The organism is Enhygromyxa salina, assembly GCF_002994635.1.
GTDB classification, from domain to species: Bacteria; Myxococcota_A; Polyangia; order Nannocystales; family Nannocystaceae; genus Plesiocystis; species Plesiocystis salina_B.
Genome location: NZ_PVNL01000053.1, coordinates 1 through 24,575 on the forward strand (window position 1 = coordinate 1; position 24,575 = coordinate 24,575).

General features: G+C 70.0%; 19 protein-coding genes and 1 pseudogene. 15 read left to right on the top strand and 5 right to left on the bottom strand.

The window, feature by feature from the left end; genetic code table 11:
• Window positions 1–366 (top strand): hypothetical protein (locus tag ENSA7_RS45040; protein WP_219907964.1); only part of this gene is annotated, 366 nt, incomplete at its 5' end.
• 257 nt (window positions 367–623) lie between these two features.
• The gene (locus ENSA7_RS14045; protein WP_106089795.1) at window positions 624–1,265 is read left to right on the top strand and encodes a TetR/AcrR family transcriptional regulator; all 642 of its coding nucleotides are present in this window, start codon (window positions 624–626) and stop codon (window positions 1,263–1,265) included.
• Here ENSA7_RS14045 and amrB read toward each other — a convergent pair.
• A complete protein-coding gene (amrB, locus tag ENSA7_RS14050; protein ID WP_181233718.1) occupies window positions 1,258–2,490 on the bottom strand; it encodes an AmmeMemoRadiSam system protein B in 1,233 nt (410 codons plus the stop codon). The two genes, ENSA7_RS14045 and amrB, sit on opposite strands and share 8 nt — an antisense overlap.
• An 87-nt stretch (window positions 2,491–2,577) precedes the next feature.
• On the opposite strand from amrB, the gene ENSA7_RS14055 reads away from it, so the two are divergent.
• From ENSA7_RS14055 to ENSA7_RS14070, 4 genes are read left to right on the top strand one after another with little or no spacing between them, the layout of a single operon-like run.
• The gene (locus ENSA7_RS14055) at window positions 2,578–3,813 is read left to right on the top strand and encodes a hypothetical protein (protein ID WP_146157671.1); all 1,236 of its coding nucleotides are present in this window, start codon (window positions 2,578–2,580) and stop codon (window positions 3,811–3,813) included.
• 57 nt (window positions 3,814–3,870) lie between these two features.
• Entirely contained in the window at window positions 3,871–4,857 is a 987-nt protein-coding gene (locus ENSA7_RS14060; RefSeq protein WP_181233719.1) for a lysophospholipid acyltransferase family protein, read from the top strand.
• A complete protein-coding gene (locus ENSA7_RS14065) occupies window positions 4,835–6,394 on the top strand; it encodes an HAL/PAL/TAL family ammonia-lyase (protein ID WP_106089799.1) in 1,560 nt (519 codons plus the stop codon). The genes ENSA7_RS14060 and ENSA7_RS14065 overlap by 23 nt, the downstream gene beginning before the upstream one ends.
• A gap of 25 nt (window positions 6,395–6,419) precedes the next feature.
• Window positions 6,420–7,112, top strand: coding sequence for an outer membrane lipoprotein carrier protein LolA (locus ENSA7_RS14070; RefSeq protein WP_106089800.1), 693 nt, complete (start codon window positions 6,420–6,422; stop codon window positions 7,110–7,112).
• Window positions 7,113–7,181: 69 nt separating this feature from the next.
• On the opposite strand, the gene ENSA7_RS14075 is transcribed toward ENSA7_RS14070, so the two are convergent.
• Window positions 7,182–9,014: a serine/threonine-protein kinase gene (locus ENSA7_RS14075; RefSeq protein ID WP_181233720.1), complete on the bottom strand. Its 1,833-nt coding sequence runs from the start codon at window positions 9,012–9,014 to the stop codon at window positions 7,182–7,184.
• Between the two features lie 84 nt (window positions 9,015–9,098).
• On the opposite strand from ENSA7_RS14075, the gene ENSA7_RS14080 reads away from it, so the two are divergent.
• The 7 genes from ENSA7_RS14080 to recJ all read left to right on the top strand — a co-directional run bounded on the left by ENSA7_RS14080 (window position 9,099) and on the right by recJ (window position 19,698).
• Window positions 9,099–11,048: a Kelch repeat-containing protein gene (locus ENSA7_RS14080; protein ID WP_146157673.1), complete on the top strand. Its 1,950-nt coding sequence runs from the start codon at window positions 9,099–9,101 to the stop codon at window positions 11,046–11,048.
• 55 nt (window positions 11,049–11,103) lie between these two features.
• Window positions 11,104–12,147 carry a tRNA preQ1(34) S-adenosylmethionine ribosyltransferase-isomerase QueA gene (queA, locus tag ENSA7_RS14085; protein WP_106089803.1) on the top strand — a complete coding sequence of 348 codons (1,044 nt, stop codon included), beginning with the start codon at window positions 11,104–11,106 and terminating at the stop codon, window positions 12,145–12,147.
• Between the two features lie 45 nt (window positions 12,148–12,192).
• Complete coding sequence (gene tgt / locus ENSA7_RS14090) at window positions 12,193–13,488, top strand: tRNA guanosine(34) transglycosylase Tgt (RefSeq protein ID WP_146157674.1); 1,296 nt, start codon at window positions 12,193–12,195, stop codon at window positions 13,486–13,488.
• Window positions 13,489–13,679: 191 nt separating this feature from the next.
• Window positions 13,680–14,120: a preprotein translocase subunit YajC gene (yajC, locus tag ENSA7_RS14095; protein ID WP_106089805.1), complete on the top strand. Its 441-nt coding sequence runs from the start codon at window positions 13,680–13,682 to the stop codon at window positions 14,118–14,120.
• Between the two features lie 3 nt (window positions 14,121–14,123).
• Complete coding sequence (gene secD / locus ENSA7_RS14100) at window positions 14,124–16,286, top strand: protein translocase subunit SecD (protein ID WP_106089806.1); 2,163 nt, start codon at window positions 14,124–14,126, stop codon at window positions 16,284–16,286.
• 11 nt (window positions 16,287–16,297) lie between these two features.
• Window positions 16,298–17,875 (top strand): protein translocase subunit SecF, encoded by a 1,578-nt coding sequence (secF, locus tag ENSA7_RS14105; RefSeq protein WP_106089807.1) that lies wholly within the window; start codon window positions 16,298–16,300, stop codon window positions 17,873–17,875.
• A 26-nt stretch (window positions 17,876–17,901) separates the two neighbouring features.
• Complete coding sequence (gene recJ / locus ENSA7_RS14110; protein ID WP_106089808.1) at window positions 17,902–19,698, top strand: single-stranded-DNA-specific exonuclease RecJ; 1,797 nt, start codon at window positions 17,902–17,904, stop codon at window positions 19,696–19,698.
• Between the two features lie 27 nt (window positions 19,699–19,725).
• Here recJ and ENSA7_RS14115 read toward each other — a convergent pair whose 3' ends face one another.
• From ENSA7_RS14115 to ENSA7_RS14125, 3 genes and pseudogenes are all read right to left on the bottom strand, one after another.
• Window positions 19,726–20,154: a hypothetical protein gene (locus ENSA7_RS14115; protein WP_106089809.1), complete on the bottom strand. Its 429-nt coding sequence runs from the start codon at window positions 20,152–20,154 to the stop codon at window positions 19,726–19,728.
• Window positions 20,155–20,702: 548 nt separating this feature from the next.
• On the bottom strand, window positions 20,703–21,413 hold the full coding sequence (locus ENSA7_RS14120) for a hypothetical protein (protein ID WP_146157675.1): 711 nt from the start codon (window positions 21,411–21,413) through the stop codon (window positions 20,703–20,705).
• Window positions 21,410–21,979: pseudogene (locus tag ENSA7_RS14125) on the bottom strand (RNA polymerase sigma factor); the annotation flags it as partial. The gene ENSA7_RS14120 and the pseudogene ENSA7_RS14125, both read right to left, overlap by 4 nt.
• Window positions 21,980–22,373: 394 nt before the next feature.
• Between ENSA7_RS14125 and rimP the strand changes: the two are divergent.
• Together rimP and nusA are read left to right on the top strand one after the other, a co-directional pair.
• The gene (gene rimP / locus ENSA7_RS45045) at window positions 22,374–23,093 is read left to right on the top strand and encodes a ribosome maturation factor RimP (RefSeq protein ID WP_219907965.1); all 720 of its coding nucleotides are present in this window, start codon (window positions 22,374–22,376) and stop codon (window positions 23,091–23,093) included.
• 36 nt (window positions 23,094–23,129) lie between these two features.
• The gene (gene nusA / locus ENSA7_RS14135; protein WP_106089813.1) at window positions 23,130–24,530 is read left to right on the top strand and encodes a transcription termination factor NusA; all 1,401 of its coding nucleotides are present in this window, start codon (window positions 23,130–23,132) and stop codon (window positions 24,528–24,530) included.
• Window positions 24,531–24,575: the final 45 nt, after the last annotated feature.

Below are 24,575 nucleotides of genomic sequence, written 5' to 3' on the forward strand. Positions count from 1 at the left end.
GGCTTGGGGCGGGCGGGCGTCGGGGTTGCCTCCGGGGCCTCGCCGGCCTCGCTGGCGTCGGCGATCGGCTCTTCGCTCGGGCTGGGGGCTGGCTCGGGGGTCGGCTCGGACTTCGACGGGTTTGGCTTCGAGTCGCTGTGGTTCGAGGCGCTGGGCTTGGACCCCGAGTTGGGCTTGGACCCCGAGTTGGGCTTGGACCCCGAGTTGGACTTGGATCCGGAGTTGGGCTTGGAGCTGGGGCTGGCGGACCCCTTCGAAGCGCTGACGGAGACGGAGCAGGCGGGCAGCACGAGGCTGGCGCCGAGGAACAAGGCAAGTATGGATGTACGGTGCATGGGGCCCTCGGATTCGGCTGACCGACGCTAGCCGATCGCCGCTATTCACGGGATATGGCGCGGCTGAGCGGGGCGGGGGCGCGCGCTGTCGCTCGACGCACGAGATCAGCTATGTTGGTCGAAGATCGTGACACCCCGCGGCGCGACAGCTCGCGTGTGTCGCGCAACCGTGTTGTCCAACATCTACCCGGTAGAATTCTACATATCGATTTTGTTATTGGCATGGGGCGCCTCTTACATTAGGGTGATTGGCGTGTGCCGGGTTGCGACTTCCTGTGGAGGTAAAGTGTGACAAGACAGCGCAGTGACGATCACAGGAAACAGCAGATCCTGGCAGCGGCCACGCGGTGCTTTGTGCGCCGGGGCTACGCCGCCACCCGGCTCCTGGACATTGCCCGCGAGGCAGGCCTCAGCAAGGGTGGGGTCTACTTTCACTATCGCGCCAAAGAGCAGCTGTTTCACGACATCCTGGAGAACCTGTCGAGGTCGCTGGAGGCGCGCTGGAGCTTCGACGCGATCAACGAGCAACCCGCGGATCGCAGCATCGGTCAGATCGTCAAAGCCCACCTGCGGACCATGCAGGACGAACCCGAGGAGGTTCAGCTGCACAACCTCCTGGTCGCCATGGCCGTCCAGGACCCGACGTTTCGAGACAAGCTCGAGGAGATCACCCGGATCATGCGGGGCCTGTACGCCGGGGTGATCGAGCGTGGGATCACCGACGGCATGTTCTCTCCAGGTGATCCAAACACGCTGGCGATCGCCGTGTTGGCCTACCTCCACGGGCTTGGGTCGTTCACCGTGCTCGACGCCAATGGCCGGCTGCCCGTCACGCCGGAGGCCGCCGCCGAGCACGTGCTTCGCATGCTCAAGCGCCACAGCAGCGCGAGCGCGGTCGAGTTCGCCGCCGAGCCCAACAAGCTCAACTGATCCTGATCGTCGGGCAGCCGATCCAGCCGGGTTGCTCGCCCGGCGCGGGGATGGCCCGATAGTCGACGAGCGTGGCGCGGTAGCCCGCAGGGAGCAGATCGGCGAGGGTGACCAAGCACGCGGTCCCGCTCGGGCGGCTGGCGGCGGGGCGCTCCATGCACTGCTTGGCGAGCTGCTCGGGGTGGTTGTCGAGCAGCGGCGCGAGCACGCGGCGGTCGTCGTCGGCGACCTGGTCGCGGTCCGGGAGCTCCTGGTGGCCATAAGCCGGCCCGACGTGGCTGAGTTCGGCGGCCGCCCAAACCAGGACCTCGCCCGCGCGGGTCGACTCGCCGAGCAGCTCGCCGAGCACCTCGAGCAGCTCACGAGCGCTCTGCGCCCCGTCTTGGGTGGTCAGGCGGGTCTGCCCACAGGCGATCGGCAACACGGGCGGGCAGCGATCGCCCCACATCGCGCGCAGCAGCAGCGTCACCCACTCGATCGGATCCGACAGGCGCAGGCGGGTCTGCTCGCGCAGCAGCCAGGGGATCCGCTGGTCGAGCTTGGCGAGCAGCTCGAGGTCGCAGGCCACGGTCCCGAGCGGCGTCGCCCAGTCTTTGTCGGCGCTGGCATAGGGCAGCAGACCTGGGGTGTGATCGGTCGCGAGGATCACGATCCGACGGTACTGCTCGGGCGGCGGCAGGCTCGAGAGTAGTCGGCGCAGGCCTTCGGCGATCGACGGCGGTGGTTGATGCGGGGTGACGACCGCGATCGGTGCGGGGAGCCAGGCAGGGGCCGGGGCCTCGCCCGCGTGCTGACCCGTGCTGGGGGTGGCTGTTCGCGCGGCGGGGGGCAGCGCGTCGCTCAGCCACGCGCGCAAGCTCTCGGGATCGTCGGGGTACAGCAGCCCAGCCCGACGTGGCGCACGGATCTCCTCGTCGACGAAGGACTCGTGCGCGGCCGCCCACGCGCCGCGGAACTGGTCATCATCGAGCAGCCCAGCGTCGCCGAGATCCTCGACGAAGTCCTCGAGATCCTGCAGCTCGACGCGGGCCAGCCCACGCATGAGCAACGACTGCCGGACTTGCGCGAGGCTGCGCTCGCCGTCGAGCGCGTCGAGCACGGGCTCGTAGCCCGGGTCGATCGCAAACGGCTCGGCCAACTCCAAAGGATCGCGCAGGACCAACAGCTCCTCGTCGCCGCGTCGCATGCGAAGCCGCTCGAGTCGCCGCAGCTTGGGTCCGGGCATCGCTCGACGATGCCAGCAAGCTCGGCGCCCCGTCCATGTCTGTGTCCAACCCGGCGGGAGGCGAGTGACGGCTGGTACCATGTGGGTGTGTGGGCGCTGGCGCTGGCCATGGCGATCGTGATGGGCCCGGCCTCGCCGGAGCCGTCGGCGATCGCGGTGCACTGGCAGGTCCAGTCCGATCGGCCGGACCAGCAGCCCGACGACGCGCTGCGCGTGAGCGTGCGCGAGCGGGTGGCCGCGCGCGACGCTCGACCGGTCGCGGCGGTCTCCGATCGCGCGCTCGAGCGGGCTCGGATCGCGGTGTCGCACGAGCTCCCGGTCGAGACCCGTGCGCGGCACCGAGCGCTGCGCAGCGAGCTCGACGACGCCGACGCGGCCTACCGGGAGGGGCGCTTCGAAGCTGCCCGCGCGGCGCTGGTCCGGGTCGACGAGCAGCTGCACCAGACCCCCGAGCTGCCGGGCGCGGCGGCGAGCGCCCGCGAGGCGGAGCTGCTGGCTGCCAAGATCGCGTGGGCCAGCGGAGAACCCGAGCTGGCCGAGCTCGCGTTGGCCGCGGCCTTGCGCCTCGATCCCGAGGCCCAGCTGTCCGTGCGCGAGGCCGCGCCCGAGCTGGTCGCGCGCTACCACGCGATCCAGGCGTCGCTGCTCGCGGCGCGCGAGCTTACGTGGATCGTGCCCGAGCTGTCGGATCGATCTGGGTCCAGCTTCAGGGTCGAGATCGACGGCGTGCCCGGGCTGCGCGCGGTGCCGCCCGGTCCACACTTGGTGGTGGTTCGCCGCGACGGTCACGAGCCGTTCGCGGCCTGGCGCAGCCTCGACCAGGCGTGGGTGCTGCCAGATTCCCCCGAGCGGATCGCCAGCGCGCCAGCCCTGACCGCCGCCACGATCGCGGCGGTCTGCGAGGCGCTCGCGCTCGACGTCCTGCTGCTCGCCGAGCGCCGCGACCACCAGATCGGGCTGCAGGCGCATCAGTGTGGCGTCGGCTTTGGTCCGCGCTGGACCGGCCGGCGAGAGGCGCTCGCGGATGGGATCACGGTCGCGCTCGACGGCCCCTTCGTCGAGCCGACCCCGAGCCTGGCTGAGCTGTGGCCAAGTCCGCTCGTCGAGGTCGCGGCGGGCCCCGAGCTGGACCCAGACCCGGTTGGTTCAGGTGGCGCGGAGCCTGCACGGCCCTGGTATCGGCGCGGATGGATCTGGGGCACCAGCACCGGGGTCGCGGCTGCGATCGCGGGTGGGGTCGTGGCTGGCGTGCTGCTCAATGGACGCGAGCCGCGACCGAGCTCGCTCGAGATCGACGCCAACGAGTTCATCGGCGGCGGGTGACCGCTGGGGGCAGCGGGGCCGGTGGACGCCGGGGGCTGGATGACACATGGTCTGGCCGTGACCGAGCTCCGCGAAGCGGCGTCGCCAGCGGGCGCGCTGGACCGGGCGTCGCCCAACGCGGAGGCGACCGAGGCGTGGTTGGCCCGGCGTGAGCGTGGCTCCCGAATGGGGATCCGGGCGCTGCTGCTGGTCACGCGGGTGCTCGGCCGCCGGGGCGGGCGGGCGTTGCTGCGGGTGATCATCTTCTATTTCACGATCTTCGCTGGGCCGGCGCGTCGCGCCTCGCGGGCCTGGTATCAGCGGGTCGTCGGCCGCTCCAGCTTCTGGACCGCGTACCGGCACCTGCTTCGATTCGCCGAGGTCGCGCTCGATCGGGTGTTCTTGGTCCGGGGCGAGCTCGATCAGTTCGAGTTCGATCACCAGGGCACGCAGCTGATGCGATCGGCGCTCGCCACCGGTCGCGGCGCGATCTTGCTGGGGGCCCACTTTGGTAGCTTCGAGGCGATGCGCGCGGCCGCGAGCGACGCCCAGCTGCCGATCAACATCCTCGCGCACAACGCCAACGCCCGGTTGATCGCGGCGTTCCTCGACGAGGTCAGTGGCGGGCGATCCCGGGTGCGTGTGATCGAGATCAACCCGCAGGACAAGACCTACATCCTCGAGGTCAAGCAGCGGATCGACGAGGGTGAGCTGGTCGCGGTGCTCGGGGATCGGCTGGGGCTCAACGATCGCTCGACGATCGTCGAGTTCTTCGGCGCGCCCGCGCGGCTCCCCAGCGGGCCGTACATCATGGCCAGCGTGCTGCGCTGCCCGGTGTTCATGGTGTTCGGCACCTTCGAGCCCCCGGCCCGCTACGTGCTGCGCTGCGAGCTGCTCGCCGAGCAGGTCGAGCTGCCGCGCGCGAACCGGGAGCAGGCGATCAACCGCTACGCCGCCCAGTTCGCCCGGCGCGTCGAGCACTACGCAGGCGCCGCCCCCGACAACTGGTTCAATTTCTACGATTTTTGGAAGATGCCAGCAGATGACCAGCAACCACAGCAGTGAGGCCCCCGCGGTCGTTTGCGTCGGCGCGGCGCCGATCGGGGTTGATCAGATCGTGGCGATCGCCAGCCACGGCGCCCGCGTCGAGCTGGCCCCCGGGCTGCGCGAGCGACTGAGCGTCGGCGCCACGGCCCTGGCCGATCGCCTCGCGGCGGGCGAGCGGGTCTACGGGGTCACGACCGGGTTCGGCGAGTCGTGCGTGAGCGAGGTGCCCGCCGCCCACGTACCGGAGATGCCGCTCAACCTGCTGCGCTTCCATGGCTGCGGGACCGGTCAGATGTTCGACGAGCGGCAGGCCGCGGCGATCGTCGCGGCCCGGATCGCGTCGCTGGTCGGTGGCTGGTCGGCGGTCCGGCCGGAGCTGGTCGAGCGCCTGTGCGTGCTGCTCAACCACCGCGCGCTGCCGCGGATCCCCGCCGAGGGCTCGGTCGGCGCGAGCGGGGATCTGACCCCGCTCAGCTACATCGCCGCGCTGCTCGTGGGCGAGCGCGAGAGCAGCCACGCGGGCGAGGTCTTGCCGGCCTCGGAGCTGCTGACCCGCCTGGGCCTCGAGCCGCTGCGGCTCGCCCCCAAAGAGAGCCTGGCGATCATGAACGGGACCTCGGTGATGACCGCCCTGACCTGCCTGGCGCTCGCGGGCGCCGAGCGGCTCGCGCGGGTCAGCGCCGTGATCACGGCGACGGCCAGCGACGCGATGGCCGGCAACCCGGCCCACTTCGACGCCCGGATCTACGCGGCCAAGCCCCACCCTGGTTCGATCAGCTACGCCCGCGCGGTCCGGGACCACCTCGAGTACACGCCGGGGCCCGCGTTCGAGGGCCGGATCCAAGATCGCTACTCGATCCGCTGCGCGCCGCAGGTCGTGGGCGTGCTGCTAGACTCGCTGCCGTGGATGCGGCAGTGGCTCGAGGTCGAGCTCAACGGCGCCAACGACAACCCGCTGATCGATCCCGACTCGGGGGCCACGCTGCACGGCGGCAATTTTTATGGTGGGCACGCGTGCTTCGTCGCCGACGCGCTCAAGAACGCGGTGGCCAACCTCGCGGACCTGCACGATCGGCAGCTCGCGCTGCTGTGCAGCGGGCACACCAACAACGGGCTCCCCGAGAATCTCAACGGTCGTCAAGGGCCTGACAGTGCGGCACATCACGGGTTCAAGGCGATGCAGATCGCCGCGTCGGCGCTCGCGGCCGAGGCCTTGAAGACCACGATGCCGGCGAGCGTCTTCAGCCGCAGCACCGAATGCCACAACCAGGACAAGGTCAGCATGGGCACGATCGCCGCTCGCGAGGCGCTGCGGATCGTGGAGCTGACCGAGCAAGTGTGCGCAATCTTGCTGTTGGCCGTCGCCCAGGCCGTCGATCTGCGCGAGCGGGCCGGCGGCGAGTGTCGACCCCGGAGCCTGGCCCTGCGCGACGCGGTCCGCGAGCACGCGGCCTTCGTCGACGTCGATCGGCGCCAGGATCTCGACATCGCGGCCGTGCTTCACATGCTGCGTCACGATCGGGCGGCCGAGTCGTCCTGGCCGGCGTTCACCTGATCCCCCACGCCACCCCATCATCATCATGATCGTCCGCTCTAACTCTGGCTCTGGAATTGTTCGTCGTCTGGTCCTCTGCGCCGCGCTGCCGTGGCTGGCGGGCGGGGCCGCGGGGTTGACCACCGGCCTGGTCGCGCCGGTCGCCGAGGCGGCCGCGCCCGTGAGCGTCGATGAGCTGCTCGTCGGGTTCGCCCAGATGCCCGGGCTCTACGCCGAGTTTCGGCAAGAGAGCCACTTTGGCCTGCTCGCCGAGCCGCTGATCGACACGGGCACGCTGCACTTCGCCAACGGCAGGCTCGCGCGCCGGACCCTCGCGCCCACGCCCTCGGTCGTGATCATGGACGCCAAGGGGATCGAGTACGGCGACGCCAGCAAGACCGAGCGCATCGAGCTCGACGGCAAGCCGGCGGTCCGGCAGTTCGTCGACGCGTTCACCAAGATCTTCGCCGGTGATCGCAGCGGCCTCGAGGCCCTGTACCGGATCGAGTTTCAGGCCGGTGAGGACCGCAGCTGGACGATGACGCTGGTCCCCAAGGTCTCGCCGATGGACAAGATCATCGCCAAGGTCGTGGTCAGCGGGACCAACCTCGAGATCGGCAGCATGCGGGTGGTCGAGCGCGGCGGCGACGAGACCATCACGGTGTTCTCGAAGGTCGACACCCAGCGCAAGTACGCCGCGGCGGAGCTGGCCAGGCTGTTCTCGGTCGCGGGCTCATGAGCCGACGGCGGTGAGCTGTTTTCAGCTCGGGCGAGACTCCTCGCCCGCTTGCAGGCGGCATTGCTAGCGCTAGGCCGGTCCACCGTGCGCGGTGAACTTGTTGGGGCGCCCGGCTCGGATCTGAACGCTGCGGTCGAGCAGCACCCGGTCCTCTCCGCACACGGCGGCGGTGCAGCGGACCTGCAGCTTGTGTCGACCCTCGCGCACGGGCTTGTCGGACAGCGGGGTGGTGCCGAGCTTGGTGCCGTCGACCCAGACCTCGGCCCACGCGACGGTCGGGGCGACGACGCTGAGCTGGCCGAACGCGAGCGGGGACAGGACGATTGACATCGGGTCTGGCGGTGGCGCCATGGGGTCGAGCTCGAGCGTCTTGGGGTGGTGATCGGCGTGGCGGATCACCAGCACCCGGGGGTGATCGCCCGCGAGCTCGACCACGAACGGCGGGCCGGGGAGGGGGGTGCCGTCGACGGTGACTTGAGCGTCGGTGGGGGTGAGGTTCAGCGCGACAGTTGGTGGTGGCTGGGGGACGGGCGGCAGGTCGGGGGCCACGGGTCCGCCGTCCGCGAGCTCGGAGTCGGTTGGCTCGGGGGGCGGCTCCGGAGTCGGCTCGGGACGGTCCACGTCGGCTCGGGCGGGCGCGGGTGGACGCTCGGTCGGGTCTCGCTCCGAGCGGGCGACGACGTAGCCGATCGTGCCGGCGAGCAGCGCCAGGATTGCGACGGCCCCACCCACGATCGCGGCGCCCGGCCACGACCACGGCAGCCCAGCCCGGCGCCCCGGGGCGCTGGTGAGCTCGTCGCTCGTGGCGGGGTCGGCATCCACCCCGATCGGCACGGCGACCGCCAGCGCGTGCTCGGGATCCGTCCCCAGCTCGGGCGTGGTGCTCGATCGCAGCCGGGTCGCAAACGGCTGGACCGGTCCGGTGAGCTTGGTCGCGGGCGTGTGCGATGAGCCGCCCGCGTCGCCAGCCTCGGACTGCCAGTCGTCGGGGAACAGCTCGCGGAGGATCGCGGCGAGGTCACGGGTCGCGAACACCGGGGCCAGCTCCGCGAGGATCGGGGCGAGCGCCCGCAGGAACTGATCGGCGTCGGCGAACCGCGCCCGGGGCTCGATCGCCAGCGCCCGCTCGAGCAGCGCGTGCAGCTGCACGGGGATGCTGCGCAGGTCGGGCGCCATCCACACCCCCTCGCTGGTGAACGCGCGCTCGCGGGTCAACAGCTCGTAGAGCACACAGCCGACGCTGAACACGTCGGCCCGCGGATCGACGGTCTCACCGCGGGCCTGCTCGGGGGCCATGTAGCCGGCCGAGCCCATCGCGCCGACGGCCTCGGTGTTGGCCGGCTTGGCGATCCCAAAGTCGACGATCTGCACGCGACCGCTGCGATCGACCAGGACATTGCGGGGGGTGATGTCGCGGTGCACGACGGGCTGGCGGTCGCGGCCTGGGCTGTGCGCGTGGGCCAGGCCGTCGAGGATCTCGCGCACGATGAACAGCGCGGCGTCGAGCTCGAGCGGCCGGTCGAGCTCGCGCAGGCGATCGCCCAGCAGCTGCAGCGAGGGCCCGTCGACCCAGCCCATCGCCGTGTACAGGGTGCCGTCATCGGCCCGACCGAGCTCGTAGATCGGCGTGATGTTGGGGTGACTGAGCGCGACGGCGGTCTTGGCCTCCGCGGCGAACAGCTCGACGAAGCGCGGATCTGCGGCCAGATCGGCCCGGATCGTCTTGACCACGAGCAGCTTCTCGAAGCCCAGCTCGCCGGGCAGCCGGGCCAGGTAGACCTCGCCCATGCCGCCGCGGGCGAGCAGGCGCAGCAACTGATACTTGCCGAGCTCGCGGGTGGCTTGGCTCGGATTGCCAGCAGGACCGGGTCCTGGGTCGGCGTTGGCGGACGAATCCCGCAAGCGAGGCATGTTATCATGCGCCGACTGATGACGGCGTCGGCCCGAAACGTCCCCACTCGGGCGCGCGCGCGGACAGGTGGAGCGTTGTTGGACGCGGGCGCGTTGGTGCTCGGGCTGGCGCTGGCGGGCTCGGGCTGCGGGCGACCCGAGTCGATCGAGCTCGCGGCGATCCGCGGCTGCGGTCTCGATCAGGAGTTCTCGGGCTTGCGGGTCCGGGTGCTCGGCGACTTCCCGGCCAGCGGCGGCAGCGAGATCCTGCTTGGACCCACGCAGCGAGGCACGATCCCCGAGCTGCCGGACGGGGCGACCGGGGTCGCGGCCGAGGGATTATTTGGCACCACGACCACCGCGATCGGCCGCAGCTGGGGCGTCGATCCCGAGCTCGCGCGCGGCCGCCTGCGTGGGTTCGACGAAGACGCGGCGGTGCTGCCAGTGTTCTTCGCGGCCCCGGATTCGCTGTGTGAGCTCGAGTTCCAGCCGGAGCCGGGCGCGGAGCTGATCGCCGCGGCCCACCCTGCTGGTGACGTGCTGCTGGTCGGGGGTCTGAGCCCAGGCTTGGCGCTGCGCGAGCAGGTAGTCCACGTGGATCTGCTGACCGGCCGGACCCGGGCCCTGGGCGCCAGCTTGGCGCAGCCTCGCCGTGGGCACAGCGTGTACCCGATCGACGGTCGCCGGTTCGTGATCGTCGGCGGTGCGTGGCCGGGCGCGCTGGCGCAGGACCGGGTGCTCGTCGACGTCGACGGGGCCGGGAGCGTGACGTCGGTGGGTCCGCTCGAGCTCGAGGGCGACGCGCTGCTGGTCAGCGATCACGCTGCAGCGCGCTCGCCGAGCCCGGCCGGACAGCTGCTGATCGCCGGCGGCTGCGACATCGTCGATCCGCAAGCGCGCTGCGACCCCGCGAGCGCGTTGACGGCCACCTACTGGATCGATCCGGCCCAGCCCGGCGCGACCGTGCCGCTGCCACCGCTGACGCAGGCCCGGTATGGCGCCCACGCTGTCGTCTCGACCGACGGTGTCGCGTGGGTCGCCGGTGGGTTCGGCAGCGATGGGACCCGGCTGCGCAGCCTCGAGCGCCTGCGTCCGGGCGGGACCTGGGCACCCGTGCACGAGCTGGCCGACGCTGGCGTGCACGGGCTCGCGGTCCTCGACGGCGGCCTGGTGGTGCTCAGCGACGACGCTGGCCTGATCCACTGGTGGTCCGAGGCGGGCAGCGGCAGCCTGGATCCGACCTCGCGGGCGCCCCCGCTGGCGATCGTGGCGACCGAGCGACCGATGCTCGCGCTCCCCGGCGAGCGCGTGTTGGTCGACACGTGGTTGTTCACGCCCGGGACTGCCGCCGTCGATCCGGCCTCGGGCCGGGTCGAGCTGCCGCCCCTGGCTCGGCACGGCGGTCAGCTCCTGGGGCTGCACGACGGCACCGCGTTGATCGTGGGCGGCTGGATGACGGACTCGCAGGCGCTCGCCGACGCGCCGCTGCTGCGTCTGCGCCCGCGGCTCGACGGCCCCGACGAGTGGACGCCCGAGCTCGCGGGCCCGCAAAACGACGCGTTCGTGGGCAACACCCCCGGTCGCGCGACCGTGATCGTCGGCGGCCTGCGGCTCGACGCGCTCGGTGGTGAGCCCGACGCGCTGCCGCCCGTGCGCGCCCACGTCCGCGGGTTTCGCAGTCGCGCCATGCGGCTCGAGTTCAGCTATGAGGCGGAGCCGGGCTCGACCGCCCACGTGATCGTGGGGCAGGGGAGCGAGTCACTGGTGGCGATCGCTTTGGGCAGCGAGATCGTGGTCCGGCGCCGCGGGCCCGACGGCAGCACCGAGACCCTCGACTGTGGGCCGGCCCCCGCCGACGGTGCGCTCGCCGGAGAGCTGGTGCTCGAGCTTGGCGCGGGCGGAAACCAACTGCGGCTCGACGCCGCCGGCACCACGCTCGCGACCTGCGAACTCGAGTGGCCGTCGAGCGCGGGCCTGAGCGTGGGCTTTGGCGTGACGGGGGCCGAGGGCGCGCGCTTCTTTGGGTTGCGCCTGGCTAGGCGCTGAGCGCCGGGCCGACACGGTGGCCGGCGTGGCGGCGGTCCGGGTATGGTCCGCGACCGTGCCCAGCCCCGCAGACTTCGACTTCGAGCTGCCGACCGCCCAGATCGCCCAGCGACCGCCCGAGCGCCGCGACGCGGCCCGGCTGTTGCTGGTGCCCCGCGCTGGTCCGGTCCAGCACCGCGGCATCGTCGACCTACCCCAGCTCCTCGCGGATCGCCCGCTGATCGTCGTCAACGACTCGAAGGTCGTCCCCGCCCGGATCCACGCTCGCCGCGAGACCGGCTCGCGCTTCGAATTGTTGATCGTCGATCCGGCCGCGCTCGGTCCGGGCGCGCGTGTGCATGCGTGGATCCGCAAGGCCAAGCGGCTGCGCGTGGGTGAGCTGCTGCAGGTCGAGGGCGCCGAGCTGACGCTGCGCTACCAGGGCCGCCCGACCGACCAACCAGACTCGCGCGCGTGCGTGCTCGAGATCGTGCATGGCCAGCTGCTCGCGGGCCTCGACGCCGCGGGCGAGCTGCCGCTGCCGCCCTACATCGCGCGCCCCGACGGCCCCTCGGCCCAGGATCTCGAGCGCTACCAGACCGTGTTCGCGCGCGACCGCGGCTCGGTCGCGGCGCCCACCGCTGGGCTGCACTTCGACGACGCGCTGCTGGCCAGCCTCGATCACACCGCGATCACCCTCCACGTCGGGCCCGGCACCTTCTTGCCGCTCGAGGCCGAAGACGTGCGCGCCCACAGGGTCGGGGCCGAGCGCTACGAGATCAGCGAGCAGGCGGCGGCGCAGATCGAGTCGGCGCGCGCCGAGGGTCGGGCGATCCTCGCCGTCGGCACCACGGTGACCCGGACCCTCGAGTCGGTCGCCGCGGCCCACGGCGGCCGGATCGTCGCGGGTGCGGGCGCGACCGAGCTGGTGATCACGCCGGGCCACCCGTTCTCGATCGTCGATCGGTTGCTCACCAATTTTCACCTGCCCCGCTCGAGCCTGCTGATGCTGGTGTGCAGCTTCGCCGGGCGCGAGCGGGTGCTCGCGGCCTACGCCGAGGCCGTGCGGGCCAACTACCGCTTCTATAGCTACGGCGACTGCATGCTGGTCGAGCGCTGACTCCGGCGTGGCGATCCGTGGCGATCCGTGGCATCCCAGCCGCGCGTGACGACCTCGAGTGAGCCCCCGAGCCAGATGACGCTCCGCTGCGACCCCTGCGAGGGCCTCGCGTCCTTCGCCGAACTCTCTTCCGATCTGGCGTCGGGTCTGGCATCAGATCCGGACCCAGGCTCGGCCACCAGTCCGCGACCGGGCACGCTCGAGCTGGTCGCCGAAGATCCGGCCAGTCCGGCGCGATCGTGCCGCCTGTGGACGGCCCACGGACCGGTCGAGACCCCCTGTTTCATGCCTGTCGGCACCTACGGGGCGGTCAAGGGGGTCATGCCCGAGGAGCTGCGCAGCGTCGGATCGCAGGTGGTGCTGGCCAACGCCTACCACCTGACCCACCGGCCCGGGCCCGAGCGGGTCCGCGAGGTCGGTGGCATTCACGCGTTCATGCGCTGGCCCGGGCCGATCCTCACGGACTCGGGCGGCTATCAAGTGTTCAGCCTGCGCGGGCTGCAGAAGATCGACGACGCGGGGGTCGACTACCGGACCCACTTCGACGGCACGCCTGCGCGCATGAGCCCCCGCAGCGTGCTCGAGGCCGAGGCCGCGATCGGCCCCGACATCTGCATGATCCTGGACCACTGCCCGCCGGGTGACGGCGATCCGGCGCTGGTCCGCGAGGCGATGGATCGCACGACCAAGTGGGCGCGCGAGGCCGCCCAGATCCGCCGCGAGATCCTGCGCCCCGAGCAGCTGTGCTTTGCGATCGTCCAAGGCGGCACGGATCTGGCGCTGCGGCGCGAGCACCTCGAGACCCTCTCGCCCCTCGACTTCGACGGGTTTGCGCTCGGCGGGCTCAGCGTTGGCGAGCCGATCCCGCTGATGCACGCGACGCTGGCGGAGATCGCTCCCCAGATGCCGCGGGACAAGCCGCGCTACGTGATGGGGATCGGGACCGCCGCCGATCTGCTCGCGGCGATCCGCGCTGGGGTCGACATGTTCGACTGCGTGATCCCGTCCCGCCACGCCCGCAACGGCCAACTGATCAGCTTCTTGGGCCGGTTCAACATCCGCAACGGCCGGTTCCGCGACGACGATCGCCCGGTCGACCCGGGCTGCGGCTGCATGGTGTGCGCCCGGTTCTCTCGGGCCTACCTGCGCCACCTCCACGCCCACACCGATCCTCTCTACGTGCGTCTCGCCACGATGCACAACCTCTACTTCTTCCACGAGTGGGTCGCCGTGCTCCGCCGGGCGATCCGTGCGGGCACCTTCACCGCCGTCGCGGCCGCCCTCGAGCAGGTTCTAGAATCCCAGGGCCAACCCGGCGCCGAGTCGCGCGCCGATTGGTAACTATCTGAAACTACTCATGAATGTGCGAGGTTTGCCCGCGCGGGGGCGGCGGCTGGCCGGCGCCCGGGCGGTGCAGCGGCCCGATTGACCCCGGCGGGCGCCGCTGCTACTAGGCCGCCATCGTGAGGTGATCGCGTGTCGGCCGTCAGATAGAGACCGATATCGCGTGATACTCCCAGCCACTTCCGGCCATGTTCGCTTCAACACCGATGCTGCTCGCCGAAGGCGCCATGGGTCCCCTCGGGGACTTCTTGCCCTTCATCCTCATGATCGGCGTCTTCTATTTCCTGGTGCTCCGCCCAATGAGCAAGCAGGAAAAGGAGCGCAAACAACGGTTGGCCGAGCTCAAGCGCGGTGACCGGGTTGTCCTCACGGGTGGACTGATCGGGCGCATCAGCCGGGTCGACGACGACATCGTCGTGGTCGAGATCGCCGACAAGGTCAAGGTTCGCGTGCTCAAGAAGGACGTGGCGGACTTCGAAGAGGCCGCGCTGAGCCAGGCCAAGAAGGACCGGGGCGACAAGGGCGACAAGTCCAAGGACGAGGCGAAGAAAGACGACAAGTCCAAGGACGACGACGCCAAGACCGCCGCCTCGGACAAGGACGACGACGCGTCACGGAAGGCCGGCTGATCCATGCGCCGCTTCGTCAAGATCAAGGCGCTGTTCCTGGTGGTGCTGCTCTCGGTGGCGACGCTCTCGATCCTGCCCTCGTTCGCGCAGATCGGGAAATTCGAGCTCCCGAGCTGGATCACCGACACCTTCACCCGACAGTTCAAGCTGGGGCTGGACCTTCAGGGCGGTCTGCACCTCGAGTACTCGGTCGCCGTCGACGAGGCGCTCGAGAACAAGCTCGATCAGATGGCAGGCGAGCTCGAGTCCGCGTTCAAGGACAAGAAAGACGTCGTCATCACGACCGAGCGCGACGGCAAGAACGCGCTGCTCGTCCGGTTCGAGAACCCCGAGGACATCAAGCTCGCGACCGAGGACGTCATGGCCGTGGTCGCCGGCTACCTCGAGCGCGAAGACGACTCCGATCTCGCCGCGCAGGGCGTCATCCGCATGACGGTGCCGGACTCGGTCATCGAAGAGGCCCAAAAGGCCGTCGTCGGCCAGGCGATCGACACCGTGCGGCGCCGCGTCGACGCGGTCGGTGTGGCCGAGCCCAACATCTATCCCAAGAACCGGCAGGTCGTGATCGAGCTGCCCGGCGTCAGCGACACCGCGACCGAGCTGCGGGCGGCCGCCAACGAGGCCGCCAACCAGCTGATGACCCTGCTCACCGCCAACGGCGGGGTGCAGGTCCAGGGCATCGAGAACCGCGACGATCCCGGCGCGATCGACTTGCGCGTGCCGGGCCAGGACGCCCGGGCCGTGATCGAGCAGGTGTTCGGCGCCCAGAAGCTGGTCCCGCAAGAGGACGGCTCCACCTTGATCTTCGACGATCGCCTGGGCGACGAGGTCGTGATCCTGCCGCCCGATCCTGGCGCGGCGCCGGATCCCGAGTCGGTCACGATCTCGCTGACCGAGGCCGCGCGCGACGAGGTGCTCGACAGCTCCTCCGACTTTCGCCGACTGCTGAAGATCATCGAGCGCGCCGCGGTGCTCGAGATGCACATGGTCGACGACGAGACCCTGTTCAAGGACACGGGCAAGCCCTACCTGCAAGCGCTGTTCGACGCTGGCTTCGTCACCCAGGGCATGGGCATCTCGGTTGCGATCGAAGACGACTACGGCAAGCCCGACAAGGGCGCGCCGATGGTCAAGGGGCCGATCGCGTTCTACGCGATGGAGCGCGAGACGCTCGAGCGCTTCTTCAACAGCCTGCCCCCCGAGTGGCGGATCCCCAGCACCCACAAGGTCGCGTACGGCAAGCAGCCGTGGCTGCTGCGCCGCAACGAGGAGCCCGTGCAGCTGTGGCGCACCCACATCATCCGGGCCCGCGCCGACATCACCGGTGACCGGATCACGACCGCCAACGTCGGCTACAAGTCCGACACCGGGACCCCGCAGGTCGAGGTCAGCTTCGACAAGATCGGCGCCCGCGACGTCGATCGCATGAGCGGCGACAACATCGGTCGCAAGATGGCGATCATCATGGACGACATGGTCGTCTCGGATCCGATCTTCAACGAGCGGATCCCCAACGGCAACGTCGTGATCACGCTCGGCTCGCAGGCCGGCGACACGCTCCGCCAGCAGGCCAACGACCTGGTCAAGGTGCTCAAGAGCGGCTCGCTGCCCGCGCGGCTCAACAAGGAGTTCGAGATCCGCGTTGGCGCCGATCTCGGCAAGGACTCGGTCACCCGTGGGTTCAAGGCGTTCTTGGTCGGGCTCGGGTTGGTCATCGTGTTCATGGCCATCTACTACCGGGCCGCGGGCGTGATCGCCGTGTTTGCGCTGGTCATGAACATGGTCCTGGTGCTCGCGTTCATGGCTTTGTTCGGAGCCACGCTGACGCTGCCCGGCATCGCTGGGGTCGTGCTCACGATCGGCATGGCCGTCGACGCCAACGTGATCATCTTCGAGCGTGTGCGGGAGTTCCTGCGCGAGGGCTTCACCGCCCGCGCCGCGATCGAGGCCGGCTACGATCGGGCGTTCACGACGATCCTCGACTCGCAGCTGACCACGGCGATCGCCGGGCTGGTGCTCTGGCAGTACGGCTCCGGTCCGATCCGCGGGTTTGCGATCACGCTGCTGATCGGCATCGCAACTTCAATCTTCACCGGCGTGTTTGCGACGCGGGTGTTCTTTGACTGGCAGGCCAACCGGCGCGGCTTCGACCGTGTCTCGATCTGAGAAAGGGGGGCATGAACATGGCTGACAACGACAACGATCAAACGACCCCCGAGGGCGCCACCAGCGGCTCACGCCGTCGCCGAGGACGCGGCAGCGGTGCCGGTCGAGGCGGCGATGGTTCAGGCCGGGCCGCGCCGCCGGATCCGAGCAAGCTCAAGTTTTTCAAGCTGATCCCGGACGACACCCACATCGACTTCGTCGGGCGGACCAAGGTCGGTCTGGTGATCTCGATGATCCTGGTGCTGCTCTCGCTGGGCACCATGGTGTTCAACACCGTGACCTCCGGGTCCGCGCTCAACTTTGGCATCGACTTTCAAGGCGGCTCCTCGGTCCGGCTCGCGCTCACGAAGGACGTCGACATCGAGGATCTGCGCAGCCTGCTCGACGAAGAGGGCTACTCGGGGAGCTCGGTCGTGGCGGTGCCCGACGCCGAGAACGAGGTGCTGATCCGCGTCAAGGAGGTCGTCGCGATCTCCGAGGCCGAGCTCGCCGTCTGCCGCGACTCGCTCGCGGGCCTCGAGGGCACCAAGCTGCTGCCCGAAGACGACGGCTTCGTGCACCCGGCCGAGAGCTCGAAGATCTTCATGAAGTTCACGGCCCAGCCGAGCTACCCGGACATCGAGCGGCTCATGACCGCGTCCGGGTGTCACGGCACGGCCTCGGCTGGGACCGGCAAGCCCGGTGAATTTCCGGTCGAGTTCGCGTTGGTCGGCGTCGGGAACGACATCGCCAACACGATCAACGAGCGACTCGGCGAGGGCACCGTTGCGCTGCCCGTCGTTGCGAGCGAGACCGTCGGCGCCAAGGTCGGCAGTCAGCTCAAGAAAGATGGCGTACAGGCAATGCTGTACGCGATCGGCTTCATCTTCCTGTTCGTGATGATCCGCTTCGACCTGCGCTTCGCGCCGGGTGGGATCGTCGCGCTGGCGCACGACGCGATCATCGTGGTCGGGGCGTTCGCGCTGACCGGCAAAGAGTTCAACCTGACGTCGATCGCCGCGGTCCTGACGATCATCGGGTACTCGATCAACGACACGATCGTGGTGTTCGATCGGGTCCGGGAGCGGGTCGCCCTCAACCGCGACGCGCCGATCCGCGAGACCACCAACTCCGCGCTCAACGAGACCCTCAGCCGCACGATCCTGACCTCGTCGACGACCCTGATCGTGGTGCTCGCCACCTGGATCCTCGGCAGCGGGCAGATCAAGGACTTCGCGTTCGCGCTGGTCGTTGGCCTGATCGCCGGGACCTACTCCTCGTTGTTCGTGGCCTCGCCCGTCTTCTTGTGGATCAACGACAAAATGTACAAGGGCAAGGGCCACCTGCTCACGGCCGACAAGGACGTCGAGCGGGGAACGGGGACGCTGCTCGGTCCCCAGATCGAGGGCGAGGGCGAAGGCCCGAGTGAGGGCGACGCCGTCGATGTCGAGGCTGTCGAGGCCGCGCCAGACGCTGAAGGTGCAGAATCGGATGCCGATGACAGCGACGGAGACGACGCTGACGACGACCTGTCCGTGAAGGTCTCCGACGCCGACAAGGGCCTCGGCGAGCGCAAGACTCGTCGGCGTCGTCGGCGACCCAAAGACTGATCCGCGCTGACCTCCTCCCTCTCCTCATGGACGAGCGCGCGGCCGAGGACGATGACGCGGCCGACGGCGAGTCGCAGGCGTGGGCGCTCGGTGAGCCGCCGCGCGTACGCCTGCGGGGAGCGCTGGCCGACTACACCAAGGCCGAGCTGCGCGAGCGCGCGGAGGCCCTCGGTATCCACCCGATCCTCGTCGAGCTCATGGTCGGGCGCGGGGTCGAGGCGCTCGAGGACCAGCGTAGCTTCCTCGAGCCGCGCCTGCGGGATCTCTCGCGGCCGACCGACATGGCCGGCTTCGCCCCCGCGATCGAGCTGCTGCTCACCGCGCGTCGCCGCGGCTGGCGGGTCGGCATGTTCGGCGACTACGACGTCGACGGGGTCACGACCACCACGATCCTGACCACCTTCCTCGAGTGCCTGGGCGTCGAGATCGTGCCCAAGGTCGCGAGCCGCGAGGGCGGCTACGGGTTTGGCCTCGGGCCCGCGCAGGCCCTGCACGAGGCCGGCGTCGACCTGGTCCTGACCGGCGACTGCGGGACTTCTGATCACGAGGCGCTCGCGTGGCTGAGCGCCCGCGACGTGCCGACGATCGTCATCGACCACCACCAGGTGCCGACGACGATGCCGCCCGCGACCGCGCTGATCAACCCGCACCAGACCGACTGCGGGTTCCCGTTCAAGGGGCTGTGCAGCGCGGGCGTCGGCTTCTACCTGGCCGCGGGCATGCGCTCGGCGATCGCCAAGGCCGAGCCGTCGAGCCGCGCCAACCTGCCTGACCCGCGCGCGTGGCTGGACCTGGTCGCGCTCGGGACCGTGTGCGACATGATGCCGCTCGTCGGCGACAACCGGGTGTTGGTCCGCGCGGGTCTCGAGGTCCTGAGCCAGCGTCGCCGGCCGGGCGTGCGCGAGCTGCTGCGCCGGGCACGGGTCGAGCCCGAGGCCAGCGTCGACGAGGGACACCTGGGCTTCATGCTCGGTCCGCGGCTCAACGCGCCGGGCCGACTCGGCAGCGCCGAGCCCTCGCTCGAGCTGCTGCGCTCGCGCTCCGGGGCCGAGGCCCAGGCGCTGGCCGCCAAGGTCGAGATGTTCAACAGCCAGCGTCGGAGCCTGCAGGAGCGGATCGTCGCCGAGGCGCTCGAGCTGCTCGCCGAAGATCCAAAGACGCCGCGACGCAGCGGGATCGTGGTCGCGCGCGACAACTGGGCGCCGGGGATCGTCGGGATCGCGGCCGCTGGGATCGTCGAGCGCTTCGCCCGACCGACCCTGGTGATCGGCGTCGATCCAGCCAGCGGCGAGGCCCGCGGCTCGGCTCGCAGCGCGGGTGGGGTCGACGTCCGCGCCGCGCTGGCCGAGTGTTCGGGGCTGCTGCGGCGCTTCGGCGGACACAAGGCGGCAGCCGGGGTCAGCCTCGACGCCGCGCAGATCCCCGCGCTGACCGAACAATTTGATCGAGCCTGCGCCGCCCAACTCGGCGAGGACGCTGGCACCGATCCTTATGACGATCACGACGGTGAGCTCGCCCTCGAAGACATCGATCTGGGCCTGATCGGCGCGATCGAGTCGCTCGGTCCGTTCGGCGTCGGCTTCGCCCGGCCCCGCTACCTGTGCGCGGGCGCCACGGTGGTCAACCTTCGCGTGCTTCAGGACCGCCACCTCGCGCTCACGCTCCGCCAGGGCCGGCACCAGCGCGACGCGATCGCGTTTCGCAAGGCCGAGTTCGAGGTCGGGCGAGGGGACGCGGTGGGCTGCCTGTTCACCCCCTCGCGCAACAGCTACCGCGGCAACGATCGCGTCCAGCTGATCATCGACCGGATCTGGCGGGCATGAGGGGCGAGCGCGAGCGGCGGAGCGCGACTACTCGCTGACCGTGCCCACGCGGCGATAGCAGACCGGCTCACAGTCGGGGCCGTTCGGCTGGATCGTCTCGTCGACGATCAGGGGCACCAGCGCGCTGGGGATCACCGCCTCTTGCGTCGACAGCGGGACCACCGTGACGCTGATCGTGGTGCCCTGCGCGTCCTCACCGGTGACCTCGAACCCGTTGGCGTCGCACGAGAGCCAGTCTGGCAGCGGCTCGCCGTCGGGATCATCGTTCAGGCAGGTCACCGTGGTGGTCTGGCCGCCGGGGTTGATCGTCAGCGCGTAGGGCTCGTTGACGACGACGTCGCCGTAGCTGACCTCCAGCGTCGAGACGCACCCGATGAGCGTGCAGGCTTGTTCTCCGCAGCCCGACGTGGCGACGAGCACGGACATCAGCGGGATCAGATAGCCGAGGCGTGACACAGCGCGAGAGCTTACCCGGTATACTGTCGCCCGTGTTTCGTCCGTGGTTGAGAGTCGCGCGACCCGACGACTGGACTGGCACCCTGGCGCGCTTCGGCCTGTGGCCGCTGTACTTCGTGGCGTTCCTGGTCGTCGGGATCGTTCGGCTGCCGAGCTCGTGGTGGGTGATCGGTGCGGGCTCTGAAGCGCTGACCCGCGTGCTGATCGGGCTCGTTGTCCTGTATGTGCTGGGCTGGGTCCGGATGATCGTGTGGGCGCTCGTCCCTGGCTCCGTGGTCCAGTACGGCCGGCGTCTGTGGTTTCGCCATCGCGGCCGCCGGATCCGCGTGATGATCCGCGACATCACGACGATCGACGTCGAGCAGCGTCCGCCGCCGATCGGCGAGGTCTTCGTGCTCGAGCTGGGCGGGGCGAACCACGAGCTGTGCCCGGTCGCCTGGGACGGGGCGGTCCGGATCTATGCAGTCATCGCCCGACGGGTCCGGCGCACACGGGGTCGGGCGGCCCGCCGGGACGCGCGGATCCAGCGACGTCAGGAGGGGGCGGCCTCAGCTTCCGGCGGGCCCGGGCTTGCGGTCGGGCTCGCGGTCGGGCGTGGGGGTCGCCCGGCGGTCGCGGAGCCGGCGGCGGTGGACGAACACGCCGATCGAGGAGGTGCCGATCATCAGGGCGGCCGCGACCCCGAGGTGACTGGGGACGACGTGGGCGGCCCCGGTCATCGGACACTGCCAGGTGATCGCGGTGAGGGCAGTGAGTGAGATCCCCGCCGAGATCCAGTAGACAGCCGAGGCCTTGCGACGCTGGATGAACGCGCCGCTGAGCAGCCCCATGAGCAACACCACGGTCGCGTACACGGTGATCATCAGGCCACAGCCGCCAGCGAGCTGAAAGTGGTGGTCGGACCCGAACATCGCGGGCTCGGGGACGCCGAGGGTCGCGGCCATCGTCAGCCCGACCGCACCCGCGGCCAGGCCGATCCGAGCGCCGCGGCTGGGGAACATCAGGCCCAACCCGATCGCCGGAAACACGATCAGACACAGGACCCACAGCACGCACTGCACGACCAGCTGCCACCATGGCTGCGCGAGCAGATCGGGGCGCAGCCCCATCATCAGCAGCGCGCCGCCGACCGCCAGCGTGACGATAGCGAGGGCTGGGAGGAAGTGGCGCCGACGCTCGCGCTGACACGACTCGAGGTCGGCGACGATCAGCTGGGCGGCGTCGATCGTGGGCTGCGGCGTGTGGCGTGGTTCTGTCATGAGCCCGACCCCCGCAGTATCCACACCTGCGCCACCCAAGCGAGCGTCGAGCCGAGCAGCAGCGCGCCCGACGCTCCGACACCGAGGCTCCGCGCCAGCGCCTTGTAGCCGCGGTGGGCCCGCACGCGCACCGCCCCTTCGCGGATCTGAAGTCGTTCGGCGACCTCGGCCATCGTCATGCCACGCAGCTTGTGTAGCTCGACCACCTCGCGCTCGCTGGCGGGGAGCAGGGCGATCGCGTCGCGAACTTGGTCGATGATCTCGTCCGCGCGCTCATGCTCGAGCGCCAGCGCTTCGACCGAGGCCGCGTCATCGGCGAGTTCACGCTCGGGGCCGCCCGCGTGGGCGTCGAGCTCGACCCGCCGTCGATCTCGGCGGCCCCGCTGGCGCAGGTGATCGGGCGCCACGTTGCGCGCGATCGCGAAGTACCAGCCCTGCACCGCGCCGTCTGGGTCGCCGCCCTGGACACAGAATCGATCGCGGGCCAGGTGAGCCTCGAGGAAGGTCAGCTGCAAGAGGTCATCGACCGTCGGCTCATCGCGCACGAGCTTCATCAAAAAACCACGGAGACGGGGCTGAGCGAGGCGTGGAGCGCTGAGAACGCTCGTGAGTCACCGTCGCCGTAGCGGTCGATCAAGACGTGGAGCCCACGCCTGTCGGTACCTCGCGTCACGCCTCCTGCCCGTACACTACGCCCGCCTGCGCTCGCTGTTTCGCAGTCCGAGCTGATATCAGCCATGTGATTTAGGTCGCTTTGTCTCGGCGGCTGGCGGCCCCCCTAAATGCCCTGATCGCTGGGCTTGCTCGCGCGAAACGGCTGTGATACCGATTCGTCCACAACTCCGAACTCGGCAAAGGGCGGGGGCCATCCTCCGCTCTTTTTTCGTCCCGGCGCCGACACCCAACTTTGGGTGAATGTCGCCAAGCCAAGGACGAACGCCGGGCGAGGAACGGTTTCGCATGACTCCAGCCCACGACACCCATGACTCCGACCGCTCTACGGCGGGTGCGGCGCGTCCGTCTGATCAGCAGGATCAGGACTCCGAGGGCGCGCGCGAGCATGGTCGCCACGCGGCGGCGGTCACACTGGTCGAGCAGGCGATCGAGCCGGCGATCGAGGCCATGGGCTACGAGCTGCTGCTGCTCGAGTGGATCACCTCGGGCAAGCGCCGGGTGCTGCGGGTCTACCTCGACCATCCCGCTGGGGTCTCCGTGGGCGACTGCTCGAAGATGAGTCGCATCATTGGCAACACGCTCGACGCCAGCGATCCGGCCAGCGCTCCGGCCAGCGCTCCGGCCAGCACCACCGCCCCAGCTGAGCCGGCGGACACGCCCGAGCCGAAGCCCGTCAACCCGGCTCTGGCTGCGCTGCTCAGTCGGCCCTACAGCCTCGAGGTCTCGTCGCCGGGCGTCGATCGGCCGCTCACACGGCTGCGCCACTTCGCCGCCCAGATCGGCGGCCGCGTGAAGCTCGAGACCTGGGAGCCGCTGGACCTACCCGAGCAGCAGGACAGCGAGCAGCGTAAATTTCATGGGCGAATCACGGCGGTCGAGCCAGACCCCGCCGCGCCCGAGCACCCCGGTCGCGGAGTCGTGGTGATTCAAGACGCCGATCGCCCCCGCGAGCTCCGCATTCCCTTGCCCCGGATCCGCCGGGCCAACCTCGTGTGGGAGGGCTGACCCCCCACCAGGTCGCTTCGTTTCGAGGACAACGACATGGAAGAGAACGTCAACCTCAGCACGGTCATCGACGCGGTCTGTCAGGAGAAGAACATCCAGCGGGATGTGCTGATCGACACGGTCGAGCAGGCCGTGGCGACCGCGGCCAAGCGTGTGTTCGCCGATCGTGAGATCGAGGCCAGCTTCGACCTCGACACCGGCAACGTGAACCTGTTTCAGGTGCTGTATGTGGTCGACAAGGTCGAGCTCGCGATGCGCGAGATCAGCGTCGAGCAGGCCCGTCGCGCCGGGCTCGAGGCCGAGGTCGGCGACGAGCTCCTGTTCCAGATCTTCTACCTCGAAGAAGACCACAAGCAGGCCGAGGCCCAGGCCAAGCAGTACCCAGAGATCCCGGCGCTGCAGAAGGTCAACACCGCGTTCGGACGGATCGCCGCGCAGACCGCCAAGCAGGTGATCATCCAGCGGGTCCGCGAGGCCGAGCGTGAGAACCTCTACGATCGCTACAAGGACAAGAAGGGCGAGCTGATGACCGGGATCGTGCGTCGCTTCGAGCGGGGCTCGATCGTCGTCGAGGTCGACAATGGCCGGGCCGAGGCGATCCTGCCCTCGCGCGACCAGGTCCCGCGTGAGTCGCTGCGCCCAGGCGATCGGATCGTTGCGTACGTCAAGGACGTCGACAAGTCGGCCCGCGGCCCGCAGATCATCCTGTCGCGCACCCACAAGGGTCTGGTCGAGAAGCTGTTCGAGCACGAGGTCCCGGAGATCTTCGAGGGCATCGTGCGGATCGAGGCTTGCGCCCGCGAGCCGGGCGCGCGATCCAAGATCGCCGTGTCGAGCCGCGACCGCGACGTCGATCCGGTCGGCGCCTGCGTGGGTATGCGCGGCAGCCGGGTCCAGGCCGTGGTCCAGGAGCTGCGCGGCGAGAAGATCGACATCGTGCCGTTCGACGAGGATCCGGCCCGGTTCGTGTGCAACGCGATCCAGCCGGCCCAGGTCTCGCGGGTCCTGATCGACGCCGAGCGCCACACGATGGAGCTGGTCGTGCCCGACGACAAGCTCAGCCTCGCGATCGGCAAGAAGGGCCAGAACGTGCGCCTGGCCTCGCGGCTGACCGGCTGGCGGATCGACATCCACTCGCAGAGCAAGATCCGCGAGATGGAGCGCCGCAGCCGGGCCGAGATGGCGGCGATCCCCGGGGTCGGTCGTGACCTCGCCGCCCACATGTTTGATCTGGGCTGGCGGTCGCTCCGCGATCTCGCCGTCGCCAACGTCGACGAGCTGGCCCAGGTCGTCGGCAGTGCCGACGCCGCCGACGACATCATCGACACCGCCAACGACGCCGCGAGCGGCAAGATCGAGCTCGAGGTCGTCTACGACGTCGAGGACGACGACGACGACCACGACAGCGCCCCTGCATCACCGGGAGGCGATGGCTGAATGACGATGACGGGTGACCAGGAGATCGCTCCCGCTGGGAGCGGG